The organism is Enhydrobacter aerosaccus (genome assembly GCF_900167455.1).
GTDB classification, from domain to species: domain Bacteria; phylum Pseudomonadota; class Alphaproteobacteria; order Reyranellales; family Reyranellaceae; genus Reyranella; species Reyranella aerosaccus.
Genome location: NZ_FUWJ01000018.1, coordinates 69059 through 81396, shown reverse-complemented (window position 1 = coordinate 81396; position 12338 = coordinate 69059). Strand labels below are relative to the sequence as shown.

The following is a 12338-nucleotide window of genomic DNA, read 5'->3' as shown; positions in this document are numbered from 1 at the left end:
CCAGGGAAGGCGCCAGGGCCTTCAGCCGGTCAGTCAAAGCAGACAAGCCTTCATGGTCGCGGCTGACGGTGAAGGCCTCGCCGCTGGGGCGGACATGCACATCGAGCCGATCCTTGGCGACGTCGATGCCGACAGAGACCTGTTCCATGACCCGTCCTTGCAAATGCGGACTCGCCGTGCGGTCCGAGCGACTGTCCGGGTTGACAGGAACGGCGGGCGGAGCCCCATGCTCTCCCACGGTCTTCAACGACCGGGCTAGGGTCGAGCTTCCGCCCGCTACCGCAGGCCGCAGCTTACCCGCGGACCGCTTCCCTGAGATACAAGGCTAGGTGAGGGGGCTGTAGCTAAAGCAGAGGATGGTTGGGGGAGCGGTCTGCACGGAGTCCGGGAGAGCAGCTTCGACGGTGGTTGAGTTCGCTCGAGATAGCCAAGTCCGAAGGCGACCATAATAGGGGTGAGAGCGGCGGACGCTTATGGTGGCGCCATGAAGGACACCGCTCTCTCCGCTTCGCAGGCCTCCGGTCCGGCGCTCGCGACTCTCGCGAGCCTCGCGAGGAATTGCACCAAAGCCCGCTGCTGCAGCGTTTTAGACCAATCCTCGCGAGGAGATTTTTTTGAGTGTCGACGGGACGGGGAGGCGGGCCGGCGATGGGAAGAAGTGCCAGGAACCCTTGTGCCATCGGCATTGAAGGCCTCCCACGGTGATGGGGAAATCGGGAACCACCGAGTCCGGGCGGCCGAGGCGGTTGGTCTCCGTCGCGTCGCTGGATCGGTCGGACCGTCAGTCCAGGCGCGTGCTGGCCGCCTCGAAGAGCTGCCGGAAGTCGTCGAGCACGAAATAGGTGTTCTGCAGCTTGTCGATCTCGTAGGGCCGCCGCATCACCTGACGGGCCTCGAACGGCAGGCGTTCGACATCGGCATCCTCGGTTGCGTGCCGTACTTCGCTGGCCGAAGAGAGAATGCCGGCGCCGTAGATCTTGAGCCCGGCCGGCGTGCGGATCAGGCCGAACTCGACGGTGTACCAGTAGAGGCGGGCGAGCTGGTCGATGCGCGGGCCGGCGTCGATGCCGCGCTGGCCGTAGAGCTGCATGTAGTCGGCGAAGACCGGATTGCTGAGCAACGGCACATGACCGAAAAAGTCGTGGAACAGGTCAGGCTCGACCAGATAGTCGATCTCAGATCGCTTGCGGATCCAGACCGTCACGGGGAAGCGGCGGTTGGCGAGATGGCCGTAGAACGCCGCATCCGGAATCAGGCCCGGGACGCCGACGATGCGCCAGCCGGTCAGCGGCTCGAGCCGGTCGCTGACCGTCTCGAAGTCGGGAATGGCATTGCCGATCCCCAGTGTCCGCAGGCCCTCGACGAACTCGCGGCAGGCATGCCGCTCGGCCAGCGCCGTCTGGCGGTCGGCCAGGACTCGCCACACCGCTTGATCCTCGGCCGGGTAGCGCGCGGGGTCCTGGGCTACGGTCCAGTCGGAGGCCATGACGGCGTAGTCGCCGCGCAGGTTGGTCAGGGTCTCGAAGCTATCCATGCCAGTAAATATGGGCATCGATGCCGGAGCGAATCCCGGCGAATTCGCCCTGATGGACCTGGTCGTTTAGTGCTAATCTCTACAAAAGCAAGGAATTGGAAGGATATTCGCCAATATGGAGCTCGATGACATCGACAAGCGCATCGTTTCGGCCCTCCAGGCTGAGGGACGGCTGCCGATCGTCGAATTGGCGGACCGGGTCGGCCTCTCGCCGACGCCATGCCAGCGGCGTGTGCGGCGGCTGGAGGAGGAGGGCTTGATCGAGCGCTACGCCGCGCTGGTGCCGCCCGCCGCCATGGGCATCCAGCTGCAGGCGCTGGTTGAGGTGACGCTCGAGGATCATTCCGAACGGACGGTCGAGGCGTTCGAGGCGGCGATCAGGGCGCGGCCCGAGGTGGTGGCTTGCTATGCGATGACGGGAGACATGGACTTCCTGGTCCATGTCTTCGCCGCCGATCTGGGACAGTTCAGCGAGTTCGCCATGAAGGCGCTGCTGCGCATGCCCGGTGTGAAAGGCACGCGCTCCTCCTTCATCATGCAGGCGGTGAAGAACGATCTGGCCTGGGCGCCCAGCGTTGCAAAAGCTCCATCGCAAAAGCGTGTGAGGTAGACCTTGCCCGCAATGGCCTTTCGGCCTTGCCGGGCTATGATGGCTTCAATTGCCCCAACCGGAGTCTTTCATGCCTGTCCTGACGCGTTCCCTCGAAATCCAGGCCGAGATCGCTGCCATTCGTCGTGACATTCATGCCCACCCAGAGCTTGCCTACGAGGAGAGCCGGACGTCGGACATCGTGGCGGCCAAGCTGGAGGAATGGGGACTGGAAGTCACTCGCGGGCTCGGCAAGACCGGCGTGGTGGGCACGCTGCGCAAGGGTAATTCGGTCAAGTCTGTCGGCCTGCGTGCCGACATGGACGCGCTGCCGATGGACGAGCGCAACGACTTCGCTCACCGCTCCCAGAATGCCGGCCGCATGCATGCCTGCGGCCATGACGGCCATACGGCGATGCTGCTGGGCGCGGCCAAGATCATGAGCGAGACGAAGAATTTCGAAGGGGCGGTCCACTTCATCTTCCAGCCGGCCGAGGAGGGCGGCGGCGGCGCCCGGGCAATGATCGAGGATGGGCTGTTCGAGAAATTCCCCTGCGACGGCGTGTTCGCGATCCACAACAAGCCCGGCCTGCCGCTGGGTCACATCGTGACCCGCCCGGGCCCGCTGCTCGCCGCGGCAGACCGCTGGGATATCCGCATCACCGGCAAGGGAGGTCACGCCGCCCATCCGCACGGCACCCTCGACCCGATGGTGGCCGGCGCCGGCATCGTCATGTCGCTGCAGACGATCGTGTCGCGTAACATCGATCCGATCGAATCGACCGTCGTCACGGTCGGCTTCTTCAAGGCCGGCTCGGCCTACAACGTCATTCCGGGCGAGGCGCATATCGGCGGCACCACGCGCACCACGACTCCCGAGAACCGGGCCCTGGTGCGCCGCCGCATCGAGGAGATCTGCAAGGGCGCCGAGCAGATGTACGGCGTGAAGGTCGAAATGGAGCACATGCCGGGCTATCCGCCGACCATCAACAACGCGGCTCGCGCCCGCTTTGCCGTCGACGTCGCAGCCGGCATCTGCGGCGAGGGCAATGTGCAGGACAATGTCCGGCCGAGCATGGGTGCGGAAGACTTCTCCTACATGCTGGAGAAAGTTCCCGGCGCGATGGTGTGGCTGGGCAACGGCGGTGGCGAGACCGGCGTCAGCCTGCACAACCCGCGCTACGACTTCAACGACATGGCGATCCCCTTCGGCGTGAGCTTCTTCGTGCGCACGGTGGAGCGGTTCCTGGCCGAATCCCCGTCGGCCTGACGGGGCTTGACCGCAGCCGCCGGCGACCCGATTAAGCGCTGAATGGAATTCCTGCGGGTCTATGGCCGGGTCATCGGGCTGTTGAAGGAGGAGCGGGGGCTGGCGATCGGCCTGGCCCTCGCCAATGTCGCAGTGGCAGCACTGCAATTTTACGAACCGGTCCTGTTCGGCAAGGTGGTCGACCTCCTGTCGAATGCCAAGAACGAGACCACCGAGACCTTGTGGGCCCATGCCCGCGACTTGCTGGCCTTGTGGGCGGCGGTCGGTCTGGGCGGCATCGTCGCCAACATCGTGGTCTCGCTGCAGGCCGACCGAATGGCGCATCGCCGCCGGCTGGGCGCGATGGCGCGCTACTTCGAGCACGTGCTGGTGCTGCCCTTCGCCTTCCACAATGCCCAGCATTCCGGCCGCCTGCTGAAGGTGATGCTGACGGGGATCGATCACCTGTTCGGCATCTGGCTCAGCTTCTTCCGAGAGAACCTGGCGACCTTCGTCGCCCTGTTCGTGATGCTGCCGCTCAGCCTGCTGATGAACTGGCGGCTGGGGCTGCTGCTGATCGTGCTGATCCTGTTCTTCGCCGTGGCCAACATCTGGGTGGTGGGCAAGACCGACCGGCTGCAGGCCCAGGTGGAGGAACTCCACAGCCAGCTTGCCAGTCGCGCGGGCGATGCGCTGGGCAACATCCATCTCGTCCAGAGCTTCGTGCGGCTGGCGGCGGAGACGCGGGAAGTGCACCGCATCATCGGCGAGACACTGGCGGCCCAGTATCCGGTGCTCAACTGGTGGGCGCTGCTGTCGGTGCTGACGCGCGCCGCCTCGACGGTCACCGTCATCCTGATCTTCGTCCTGGGCACCTGGCTCTATACGCGCGGCGAGGCCAGCGTCGGCCAGATCGTGAGCTTCATGGGCTTCGCGGCCATGCTGATCGGGCGCATGGACCAGGCCTCAGGGTTCGTGAGCCGGATCTTCTTCCAGATGCCGGCGCTGTCGGATTTCTTCCGGGTCATCGACCATCAGTCGACGGTGCCAGACAAGCCGAACGGCATCAATATCGGCCGCGCCACCGGCGAGGTCGATTTCGAGGACGTCAACTTCTCCTACGATGGCATCCGGCCATCGCTGGTGCACTTCTCGCTGCACATCCCGGCCGGAAGCACGGTCGCCTTCGTCGGCCCGACCGGCGCCGGCAAGAGCACGGCGCTGTCGCTGCTGCATCGCATGTGGGACGCGCAGTCCGGTGTCATACGCATCGATGGCATCGACCATCGCGACATCAAGCTCGAGTCCCTGCGCCGCAACATCGGCGTGGTGTTCCAGGATTCGACGATGTTCTACCGCTCCATCGCCGACAATCTGCGGATCGGCAAGCCGGACGCCACGCAGGCCGAGCTTGAACAGGCGGCGCGACTGGCCGAGGCGCACGACTTCATCCTGCGGCAGCCGCAGGGCTACGAGACGCTGGTGGGCGAGCGCGGCACCACCCTCTCCGGCGGCGAACGGCAGCGTCTGGCGATTGCCCGTGCACTCCTCAAGGATCCGCCGATCCTCATCCTCGACGAGGCCACCAGCGCCCTCGATTCGGTGACGGAGGCGCGCATCCAGAAGGCGCTGAAGGTCCTGATGAAAGGCCGCACCACCTTCGTCATTGCCCATCGCCTTTCCACCATCCGCGACGCCGACCAGGTCGTGGTGATGGAGCACGGTCGCATCGTGGAGCAGGGCAGCTACGCCGAGCTGATCGGCAAAGGTGGCGCCTTTGCCAAGCTGGTGGCTACCCAGCAGGTCGGCACGGAATCTGCCTGATATCCCCTTGGCGGATCACTGCGGCCCGCCTAAAGAGTCGCGCAACGTGGCAGGCAGGGGAAAGGCTATGGGCAGGGGCATCAAGACACTGGGGATAGCGGCGGTCGTGGCATCGATGCTCGCGGCTCTGCCGGCGGCGGCGCAAACGCCGATCAAATTCACGCTGGATTGGGTCTTCCAGGGGCCGACGTCGCCGTTCCTGGTGGCTCTCGAGAAGGGCTATTACAAGGCCGAAGGGCTCGACGTGACGATGGACCCGGGCCAGGGGTCGGCCGGGACGGTCCAGCGTCTGGCGACCGGGGCGTACCAGATCGGCTTTGCCGATGTGAACTCGACCATCGAGTACAACGCCAAGAACCCGGGCAAGGAGATCCTCTGCGTCTTCATGGCCTACGATTTCGGTCCCTTCGGCGTCTATGCGCTGAAGAAGAGCGGAATCAAGGGGCCGAAGGACCTCGAGGGCAAGAAGCTCGGCGCGCCGGTGTTCGACGCTTCGTTCCGTCTGTTCCCCGCCTTCGCCAAGAAGAACGGCATCACCAAGTGGGAGCATGTGAACCTGACGCCGCAGCTGCGCGAGCAGAGCCTGGTGCAGGGAACGGTCGACTTCATCTCCGGGCATTACTTCTCGTCGATGCTCGACCTCAAGGCGCGCGGCGTGAAGTTCGATGACATCGTCGCGATGCGCTACGTCGATTACGGCCTCGATCTCTACGGCAACGGCATCGTGATCTCGCCTGACATGGCCAAGGACGAGAAGGCCGTGAAGGGCTTCGTCGCGGCGACGATCAAGGGCTGGAAGGACGTGATCAAGGACAACAAGCTCGGCGTCGCCGCGGCCAAGAAGCGCGACCCGCTGATCGACGACTCGCTGGAACTGGAACGCCTGCAGATCTCTCTGCAGACGAATATCCTCACGCCCTACGTCAAGGCGAACGGCATGGGCGATGTCGATCCCGAGCGGTTTGCCCGGTCGATCAAGCTGGTGGCGGATGCCTTCGGCCTGCCGCAGGCGCCGGCGCCGGACAAGGTCTTCACCGACAAGTACCTGCCGCCCAAGGCCGATCGCATGGTGGCCCAGTGACGCCAGCTATTCCTCCCCGGCTGGCAGGGGCAGGAATGACGGAATGAGCTTCGTCGATCTCGAGGGTGTCAGTCTGACCTATCGCCTCGGCAAGGCGACCACCCTGGCCCTCGCCGATGCGACCCTGTCGGTTGCCAAGGGCGAGTTCATTGCCGTGGTCGGTCCGTCCGGCTGCGGCAAGTCGACCATCATGAAGCTCGTCACTGGGCTCTTGCCGCCGTCGACCGGGCAGGTTCGCGTTGCCGGTCAACGCGTGACGAGGCCGATCAAGGGCGTTGGCATGGCGTTCCAGAATCCGACGCTGATGCCGTGGCGCACGACCATCGACAACATCCTGCTGCCGATGGAAGTCGTCGAGCCGCACAAGCGCCGGTTCCGCCGCCACCGTGCCGAGTACGAAGCGCGGGCGATGAAGCTGCTCGGCACCGTGGGCCTGACCGATTTCGCCGACAAGTACCCGTGGCAGCTCTCGGGCGGGATGCAGCAGCGCTCCAATCTCTGTCGTGCCTTGATCCACGAGCCGGAGCTGCTGATGCTCGACGAGCCATTCGGCGCGCTCGATGCCTTCACGCGCGAGGAGCTGTGGGGCGTGATGCAGGCGCTGTGGCTGGAGCGGCGCTTCACCGGCATCCTCGTGACGCACGACCTGCGCGAAGCGGTCTACCTTGCCGACACGGTCTATGTGATGAGCCGCCGGCCGGGGCGGGTCGTGCTCCGGCGCAGCATCGACCTGCCGCGCCCGCGCACGCTCGAGACGACCTTCGAGCCGCACTTCGTCGATATCGTCCACGAGCTGCGGGAGCGGATCCATCAGGAGCATGCGGCATGAGCGACTGGCGTCGCAATGCGCTTCGGATCGCCATGCCGTGGCTGACGATCGCCGTGCTTCTGCTCCTGTGGGAAGGCGTCTGCGTCGTCTTCGACGTGCCGGAAATCCTGCTGCCGCGCCCGACCAAGGTGTTCAGCGTCTTCGTCGTCCGCTTCGATATCCTGGTCGCGTTCTGCTGGGATACGCTGTGGACCACGGTGGTGGGATTCCTGCTCGCGATCGCCGGCGGCCTGCTGCTCGGCCTGGCGATCGGCGCGTCGCCCTTCATCTATTCGGGCCTCTATCCGCTGCTGATCGCCTTCAATGCCATTCCCAAGGTGGCATTGGTGCCGATCCTGATGATCTGGGCCGGTGTCGGCGCATTGCCGGCCGTGGTCACGGCGTTCGTGATCAGCATCTTTCCGATCGTGGTCAATGTCGCTACTGGGCTCGCGACCATCGAGCCGGAGATGCGGGACGTGCTCAGGTCACTGGGCGCTACCCGCACGGAAATCCTGATCAAGGTCGGCATTCCGCGCGCCATGCCCTACCTGTTCGCCAGCCTGAAGGTGGCGATCACGCTGGCCTTCATCGGCTCGGTCATCGCCGAGACCGTCGGCGGCAATCGCGGCATCGGTTTCCTGATGCTGTCGGCCGGCGCGCGCAACGACACGCCCACGACCTTTGCCGGCTTGTTCGCCATCGCCATCATGGGCGTGGGCATGTACGCCATTTGCGCGCTGGTCGAGAAGCGCATGACGCGCTGGGCGTTCCGCGGCGAGATCGTCAACTGAGGCGACGGCCTTGCGCCAGAGCCAGGTTTGAGTTGGACAATTTCAAGGCCGATTGCTTAGAATCAAGTTGTTGTTCGAGACCGAAGCGAGCGCCTGTGCTTTGCGCAACAAGGGGGAGGCGTCGTGTTCTGTTCGCCCAACGGTCATGTTGACTTGTATCAATGGAATTGGCCGCCATGCGGATAGACTCCGCGTCGTGACGAAGGAGATGCAGGAAATGCGCAGAGTTACAGTCATTGCGGTATTGGCCGCGGCCGGCCTGGCGGGGGGCTGCAGCAACCTGACGACGCCCCAGAAGGGCGCCATCACGGGCGCCGCCTTGGGTTCGGGCATCGGCATGGTGTCGGGGGCATCGTTCCCGGTCGTCGTCGGTGCAGGCCTGATCGGCGGCGCGGCGGGCTACATCACCGGCAACGTCATCGACGACAACAAGAAGTAGCGGAGCGCAGCATCATGAAGCGGATTGCCATTGCAAGCGCTCTTGCCCTCGTCGGCGCGGTCTCCACGGCGCAGGCTGCGACCTGGAGATTTGACGATGCGGCCTACGTCACCTGCCGCGAGGCGCATGCCATGCAGCCGCAGGCCCGCATCGAACTGGCGAACTTCCTGGCCGAGCATTCGGCGCGCCGTCATGGCATCGTGATCCCGGAGGATACGCGCGGCGGCGAACTCGGCCTTCTCGTTCGCGGCGGCTGCACGCTGGCGCCGGACGCTTACCTGTTCACGGTCATCGATCGTGCGATCATCGCGCAGCAGGACAAGCTTCCCAAGCGCTAGGATCGCTACTCGGCCGCCAGGGTCTTTTGCGGCACGGTGCTGGGTACCGGTTTGTAGCTGCGCTTCGGCGCTTCGAAGCCGCAGCTCGTTCCGTCGACGACCTTGACCTGTTTCTCCCACGGCACCGTGTATCGGGCAGCGACAAGGTCGTGCATGTACGTGTAAGGGCAATCGCGGGCGCCGCCTTTGACGGCGACGTAGCCGCGATGTCCGAACTGGTAGATGTTGTTCTCGACGCCCCAATTGAGGCGCGCCTCGTCGCACAGGCGGGGCCGGACCTCGGCGGTTATGATCTCGTCAGGAATGCCGTTGCCGGTCGCCAACGGCGTTCCGTCGTAATTGACGATCATGCCTTCACCCATCGAGTTGAAGGTGCCGTCGCTGCCGGCGAGGCAGACACTGGCTGTGTACATGAGATTGCAGAAGGCGTTCGATTGGTTGGTGAAGTGCCAGCTCTGCCGGATCGGCGCGGTGTAGCCTGCCGTGCGCAGCATGATGTTGGCGCCCTTGTAGGCGGCTTCCCGAGCCATCTCCGGAAACATGCCGTCGTGGCAGATAATCAACGCGATCTTCGAGCCGTTGGGGCCATTGCATACGGGAATGCCGAGATCGCCGGGTTCCCAGGGTTCGACCGGGACCCAGGGATGCAGCTTGCGATAGTAGAGCTGGATCTCGCCCTTGTTGTCGATGATCAAGCCCGAGTTGAACGGATTGCCGTGCGGGTTCAACTCCATCAGCGAGAAGCAGCCCCAGATGTCGTTGGCGATGCAGGCACCGCGGAAGCGCTCTACCTCAGGGCCATCCAGGCGGCACATGATCTCCGGATTGGTATCCATCGAGAGGCCGTGCAGCGCATATTCGGGAAACACGACCAGATCCATGGTCGCCATGTTGCGGCGGGCCTTGGCGACCAGCGAACAGATCCGGTCGGCTTGCCGGGCAAGATCGTCGCGGGTGACGACCACTGGATTCTGGATCTGGACCAGTCCGATCACAACGCCGTCGGGCGCTTTGTTGAGACCGCCTAAGCCGCTCATCGCTTCCTCCGTCGGTTGATTTTCCCGACGGAGGTGCAAACGGCATGCCAGCCCGTGTGGCCCTGGCGCCCAAGTCCGCAGTCTGCTGAAGGTTACTTGTCGGCGACCGCGCCGGCTTCCTTGCGGGTCTGTTGCACCGCCTCGCGCGCGGCCTTGGCCATCAGGCCGGAGTCGTTGGCGATGGTGACCAGGCGGAAGCCCTTGCCGATCATCTTGGCGGCATAGCCCGCGGTCCCGTTATGGATGCCGGCGAACAGGTTGCGCTTCTTGATCGCCGCCAGCAGCTTGTCGTAGATCGCGAGCACCTGCGGCTCCTCGCGATCGAGAATCGGCTTGAGGCCGAGCGACAGGCCGAGATCCGAGGGGCCGATATAGATGCCGCTGATGCCGGGCACGTCGAGGATCGCATCGATATTGTCGACCGCCTCCTGCGTCTCGATCATCGGGATGACAAGCACTTCGTCATTGGCGGTCGCCTGATAGGGCGTGGCCTCGCCATAGGCACCGGCGCGGATCGGGCCGTTGGAGCGTTTGCCCTTGGGCGGATAGAGGCAATAGGAGACCAGGGCCTTCGCTTCCGCCGGCGTGTTCACCATCGGGCAGATCACGCCCCAGGCGCCGCCATCCAGCACCTTGCCGACGATGCCCGGCTCGTTCCAGGGCACGCGCACCAGCGGCGTCACCGGGTGCTTGTCCATGGCCTGGAAGCACGTCACCATCGACAGGTAATCCTGCACGCCATGCTGCATGTCGACCGTGACGCTGTCCCAGCCGCATTGCGCCATGGTCTCGGCCGAGAAGCCGTTGGGAATGGCAAGCCAGCCGTTGACGCAGGCCTTGCCTGCCTGCAGGCGCTTCTTCAGCATGTTCGACGACATTCGGCGTTTCCTCGTTCCTGGTTAAGACGCCGCAGTCTACACAGCCGCAGGAAGAGTGGTGACCCTTTTGTTGTTGCGCGCCGGACGTCTGGCCGTCGATCTCGCGCCCTCCGCGGGTGGATCGATCGCGTGCTTCCGCGTCGACAATGTGGACGTGCTGAGACCGATGACAGCGGCCGATATCGAGTCCGGGCGGGGCAACAATGCCGCCGCTTATCCGCTCGTGCCCTTCTCAAATCGCATCGCGAACGGTCGGCTCGACTTCGAAGGGCAGGTCTTCCAGCTTGCGCGGAACTGGCCGGGCGTGAACCATCCCATGCACGGCGATGGATGGTCGCGGAGTTGGCGGGTGATGCGCGCCGACGACAAGTCGGTGGAGATCGCCTTCGAGCACGAACGCGCCGCCGCATCGGGTGGCTGGCCTTTCCGCTATCGGGCCCGCCAAAGCTATCGCTTGTTGGCGGACAGGCTGATCGTGGATATGGCGATCGACAACCTCGAAGATCGTCCGGTGCCGGCCGGCATTGGATTGCATCCCTTCTTCACACGCGAGGACGATACCGATCTCTGCTTCGCGGCGCCGGCAGTCTGGCACACCGACGCCGAGGTCTTGCCGGTGAAGCGGACACCGGTACCGCCGGAATGGGATTTTAGTCGGCTGCGCTGCGTGAACGAGGTCGTGCTCGACAATTGCTTCGATGGTTGGGGCGGACGCGCCAGCATCGTCTGGCCGCGCCGGCGTTTGCGTCTCGACCTCGAGGCTTCGGAGCTGTTGCGTCATCTCGTGGTCTACGTGCCGCCAGGGCAGCCCTATTTCTGCGTCGAGCCCGTGAGCCATGCCAGCGGCGAGGTCGGCGCCCTGCCGCTCGCTCCCGGTGCGACGCGCCGCGGCGAGATCGTCTTTCGCCTGTCCGACCTGTGAGGAACCCCTGTGAGGAACCCATGACATCCTTCGCTTCGTATCCAAGTCTCAAGGACCGCACGGTTTTCGTTTCCGGAGGCGGCTCCGGAATCGGCGCCTCGATCGTCGAACATTTCGCGGCCCAGGGAGCGAAGGTGGGCTTCGTCGATATCGACGAGGCCGTATCGACCGCCTTGGTGAAGAAAGTCGAGACGGAAGGTCACGGCACTCCGTTTTTCCAGCGGACCGACATACGGGATGTGAAGGCCTATCAGGCCGCGATCGCCGCAGTCGCTGCCAGGCTGGGCACAATTACCGTCCTCATCAACAATGCAGCCCGCGACGATCGGCACGATCTCAAGGAGGTGACACCGGAATTCTGGGACGAGCGGATCGCCGTCAATCTGCGCCATCAATATTTCGCCATTCAGGCAGTCGCTCCGGGCATGAAGGCAGCGGGTGGCGGATCGATCGTCAATTTCAGTTCGATCAGCTATCACACGATGACGGCCCAGCTTTCGGTCTATCAGGCAGCGAAGGCGGCGGTGATCGGCATGACACGCGGCCTCGCGCGCGATCTCGGGCCCGACCACATCCGGCTCAACGCCATCACGCCCGGCTGGATCATGACGCAGCGACAAATCGATCTGTGGCTGACTCCCGAGGCCGAGGCCGATCTGATGAAGGCGCAATGTCTCAAGGAAAAAGTCTATCCTCCTGATATCGCACGCATGGCGCTGTGGCTCGCCGCCGACGACAGCCGTCTGGTGACGGCGCAGAATTTCGTCGTCGATGGCGGCCGCATGTGAATGAGGCGCCCTGTAATTGCAATGCCATCGGAGTGTCCTACATGCAGCGGGTTCGAT

13 protein-coding genes are annotated in these 12338 nt (G+C 64.3%); 10 read left to right on the top strand and 3 right to left on the bottom strand.

The annotated features are described in order from the left end of the window. Positions 1-781: 781 nt before the first annotated feature. Positions 782-1552 (bottom strand): phenylalanine 4-monooxygenase, encoded by a 771-nt coding sequence (phhA, locus tag B5D62_RS31470; RefSeq protein ID WP_085938059.1) that lies wholly within the window; start codon positions 1550-1552, stop codon positions 782-784. A gap of 97 nt (positions 1553-1649) precedes the next feature. Here phhA and B5D62_RS31465 point away from each other — a divergent pair, with 97 nt between their 5' ends. The 8 genes from B5D62_RS31465 (at position 1650) to B5D62_RS31430 (ending at position 8656) form a co-directional block, all read left to right on the top strand. Next, complete coding sequence (locus tag B5D62_RS31465) at positions 1650-2144, top strand: Lrp/AsnC family transcriptional regulator (RefSeq protein WP_085938058.1); 495 nt, start codon at positions 1650-1652, stop codon at positions 2142-2144. A 70-nt stretch (positions 2145-2214) separates the two neighbouring features. Beyond that, positions 2215-3393, top strand: coding sequence for a M20 aminoacylase family protein (locus B5D62_RS31460; protein WP_085938057.1), 1179 nt, complete (start codon positions 2215-2217; stop codon positions 3391-3393). A gap of 42 nt (positions 3394-3435) precedes the next feature. After that, positions 3436-5196 carry a glucan ABC transporter ATP-binding protein/ permease gene (locus B5D62_RS31455; RefSeq protein ID WP_085938056.1) on the top strand — a complete coding sequence of 587 codons (1761 nt, stop codon included), beginning with the start codon at positions 3436-3438 and terminating at the stop codon, positions 5194-5196. 67 nt (positions 5197-5263) lie between these two features. Beyond that, positions 5264-6277: an ABC transporter substrate-binding protein gene (locus B5D62_RS31450; RefSeq protein ID WP_085938055.1), complete on the top strand. Its 1014-nt coding sequence runs from the start codon at positions 5264-5266 to the stop codon at positions 6275-6277. A 43-nt stretch (positions 6278-6320) separates the two neighbouring features. Then, positions 6321-7106: an ABC transporter ATP-binding protein gene (locus B5D62_RS31445; protein ID WP_085938054.1), complete on the top strand. Its 786-nt coding sequence runs from the start codon at positions 6321-6323 to the stop codon at positions 7104-7106. After that, positions 7103-7879 (top strand): ABC transporter permease, encoded by a 777-nt coding sequence (locus B5D62_RS31440; protein ID WP_085938053.1) that lies wholly within the window; start codon positions 7103-7105, stop codon positions 7877-7879. The genes B5D62_RS31445 and B5D62_RS31440 overlap by 4 nt, the downstream gene beginning before the upstream one ends. Positions 7880-8096: 217 nt before the next feature. Further along, a complete protein-coding gene (locus tag B5D62_RS31435; RefSeq protein WP_085938063.1) occupies positions 8097-8318 on the top strand; it encodes a hypothetical protein in 222 nt (73 codons plus the stop codon). 14 nt (positions 8319-8332) lie between these two features. Beyond that, complete coding sequence (locus tag B5D62_RS31430; RefSeq protein WP_085938052.1) at positions 8333-8656, top strand: hypothetical protein; 324 nt, start codon at positions 8333-8335, stop codon at positions 8654-8656. A gap of 5 nt (positions 8657-8661) precedes the next feature. Here the strand turns inward: B5D62_RS31430 and B5D62_RS31425 are convergent, their stop codons facing one another. Continuing rightward, positions 8662-9693 carry a formamidase gene (locus B5D62_RS31425; RefSeq protein ID WP_085938051.1) on the bottom strand — a complete coding sequence of 344 codons (1032 nt, stop codon included), beginning with the start codon at positions 9691-9693 and terminating at the stop codon, positions 8662-8664. A gap of 92 nt (positions 9694-9785) precedes the next feature. After that, complete coding sequence (locus tag B5D62_RS31420; RefSeq protein ID WP_085938050.1) at positions 9786-10571, bottom strand: HpcH/HpaI aldolase family protein; 786 nt, start codon at positions 10569-10571, stop codon at positions 9786-9788. 58 nt (positions 10572-10629) lie between these two features. Here B5D62_RS31420 and B5D62_RS31415 point away from each other — a divergent pair, with 58 nt between their 5' ends. Then, positions 10630-11493, top strand: a complete 864-nt coding sequence (locus B5D62_RS31415) for an aldose 1-epimerase (RefSeq protein ID WP_170921248.1) — start codon at positions 10630-10632, stop codon at positions 11491-11493. 20 nt (positions 11494-11513) lie between these two features. Beyond that, positions 11514-12281: an SDR family NAD(P)-dependent oxidoreductase gene (locus B5D62_RS31410; RefSeq protein WP_085938048.1), complete on the top strand. Its 768-nt coding sequence runs from the start codon at positions 11514-11516 to the stop codon at positions 12279-12281. Positions 12282-12338: the final 57 nt, after the last annotated feature.

Coding starts and splice junctions, on each gene's coding strand:
- phhA (WP_085938059.1), bottom strand. CDS start 1,552: ATGCCCATATTTACTGGCATGGATAGCTTCGAGACCCTGACCAACCTG.
- B5D62_RS31465 (WP_085938058.1), top strand. CDS start 1,650: ATGGAGCTCGATGACATCGACAAGCGCATCGTTTCGGCCCTCCAGGCT.
- B5D62_RS31460 (WP_085938057.1), top strand. CDS start 2,215: ATGCCTGTCCTGACGCGTTCCCTCGAAATCCAGGCCGAGATCGCTGCC.
- B5D62_RS31455 (WP_085938056.1), top strand. CDS start 3,436: ATGGAATTCCTGCGGGTCTATGGCCGGGTCATCGGGCTGTTGAAGGAG.
- B5D62_RS31450 (WP_085938055.1), top strand. CDS start 5,264: ATGGGCAGGGGCATCAAGACACTGGGGATAGCGGCGGTCGTGGCATCG.
- B5D62_RS31445 (WP_085938054.1), top strand. CDS start 6,321: ATGAGCTTCGTCGATCTCGAGGGTGTCAGTCTGACCTATCGCCTCGGC.
- B5D62_RS31440 (WP_085938053.1), top strand. CDS start 7,103: ATGAGCGACTGGCGTCGCAATGCGCTTCGGATCGCCATGCCGTGGCTG.
- B5D62_RS31435 (WP_085938063.1), top strand. CDS start 8,097: ATGCGCAGAGTTACAGTCATTGCGGTATTGGCCGCGGCCGGCCTGGCG.
- B5D62_RS31430 (WP_085938052.1), top strand. CDS start 8,333: ATGAAGCGGATTGCCATTGCAAGCGCTCTTGCCCTCGTCGGCGCGGTC.
- B5D62_RS31425 (WP_085938051.1), bottom strand. CDS start 9,693: ATGAGCGGCTTAGGCGGTCTCAACAAAGCGCCCGACGGCGTTGTGATC.
- B5D62_RS31420 (WP_085938050.1), bottom strand. CDS start 10,571: ATGTCGTCGAACATGCTGAAGAAGCGCCTGCAGGCAGGCAAGGCCTGC.
- B5D62_RS31410 (WP_085938048.1), top strand. CDS start 11,514: ATGACATCCTTCGCTTCGTATCCAAGTCTCAAGGACCGCACGGTTTTC.